We start from the raw sequence: 1823 nt of genomic DNA on the forward strand, positions 1-1823 counted from the left end.
GACGCTGCTGCGCTATGTCGCCGTCGACGACTACGGCACCCTGATCAACCCGCTCCTGACAGAGGCCCAGGTCCATGGCGGCCTGGCGCAGGGCGGTCCGCTGTACCGACGTCACGTGGGCCTGAAATCTCAGGCCCACGTGACGTCATGGTTCATTCGCAACGGGCGTCCTGGCCTCCTGGATCGCGCGCCAGATCCGGGCCGGGGTCGCCGGCATGTCGATGTGGCTGACGCCGAGCGGGCGCAGCGCATCGAGGATCGCGTGGATCACCGTCTGCGGCGCCCCGATGCAGCCGGCCTGCCCGGCGCCCTTGACGCCGAGCGGGTTGGCCGTCGTCGGCAGCTCGACCAGCGAGAGCTCGAAACAGGGTAGGTCGGCTGCGCGCGGCAGCGCGTAGTCCATGAAGGTCGCGCTGAGGAGCTGGCCGCCTTCCGGATCGTAGCGGATGTCCTCCATCAGCGCCTGGCCGATGCCCTGCGCCAGGCCGCCATGGACCTGGGCCTCTGTCAGGAGCGGGTTGATCAGGGTGCCGTAGTCGTCGACGGCGACATAGCGCAGCAGCGTCACTGCGCCGGTCTCGGGATCGATCTCGACCTCGGCCGTCTGCGCGCCGTTCGGGAAGGTGAGGGGGGCGTCGCGATGGGCGCCATGGCCTGAGAGCGCCCGGCCGGTCGTCTCCCCGATATGGCGCGCGACCGTCGCGAGAGCGACGTTGCCGGCGCCGGGCGCACGGAACCAGCCGTCCTGGAAGAGCACGGCCTCGGTTGGGGCCTGGAGCAACTCTGCGGCGGCGGGTTTGGCGGCCCGGATCAAGGCACGCGCCGCCAGGACGAGGGCGCCGCCCCCCATATGCAGCGAGCGGGCGCCGCCATGGCCGCCGCCGGTGGGGACGCGCGCCGTGTCGCCCTGCACGAGATGGAAATGCTCGGCCGGCAGGCCGAGCTGTTGCGACAGGACCTGCGCAAAGCTCGTCTCGTGCCCCTGGCCGTTCGACTGGGTGCCGACCGCCATCTCGACCCGGCCGTCGGCGCGGAAGCTGAGCCAGGCATCCTCATTCGGTCCGCCGCGCGCGGTTTCCAGGAAGCAGCCGATGCCGAAGCCCCGCAATTGTCCGCGCCGGCGCGAGACGGCGCGGCGGCGGCGGAAGCCGGCGCGGTCGGCCGCCGCCAGCACGCGCTCGAGATTCCCCGTGAAGGCACCGCAGTCGAGGACAGCGCCAAAGGGCTTTCGATAGGGGAAGCTGCGGATGAAATTGCGTTTGCGCAGCACGGCCGGATCGATCCGCAGCAGATGCGCCGCCTCATCGGCCAGMCGTTCGATCAGGTAGTTCGCTTCCGGCTTGCCGGCGCCACGATAGGCGTCGACCGGCGCGGTGTTGGTGAAGACGCAGCGGACATCMATGCTCATCGCCGGAATGTCGTAGAGCCCGCCCATGGCGGGCGTCGGCGCGGTCGTCGAACTGCCGGGCCCGAGCGAGGAGACATAGGCGCCGAGATTGGCGATGGTTTCCACCGCCAGCGCCAGGAAACGGCCTCTGGCATCGAGGGCAAGCCGCCCCGTCGTCAGGTTGTCGCGGGCATGGGCGCCGCCGGCGAAATCCTCGATCCGCTCGGCAAGCCAGCGCACCGGCCGGCCCAGGCGCTGCGCCGCGATCAGCACGAGCGCATATTCGGGGTAGGTGACATTCTTCATGCCAAAGCCGCCGCCGACATCGGGGCAGGCGACATCGATCCGCTCGGGYCCGACCTTGAGAACGAGGCCAAGCTCGCGGCGGATGTCGTGAACGGAGGCGCCGCTGAGCGAGAGCCGGTAGCGGCCGCTC

Annotated in this window: 1 protein-coding gene and 1 pseudogene; one reads left to right on the forward strand and one right to left on the reverse strand. The window is 70.4% G+C overall.

What is annotated here, in order from left to right; translation table 11 throughout:
* Positions 1-7 precede the first annotated feature (7 nt).
* Positions 8-82, forward strand: a pseudogene (locus AC1DJT_RS36535) (molybdopterin cofactor-binding domain-containing protein); the annotation flags it as partial.
* Between the two features lie 63 nt (positions 83-145).
* On the opposite strand, the gene AC1DJT_RS36540 reads toward AC1DJT_RS36535, so the two are convergent.
* On the reverse strand, positions 146-1823 hold a 1678-nt coding region (locus AC1DJT_RS36540; RefSeq protein ID WP_476836042.1), incomplete at its 5' end, for a xanthine dehydrogenase family protein molybdopterin-binding subunit.

It is taken from the genome of Allobosea sp. 05T422_2 (assembly GCF_056396265.1).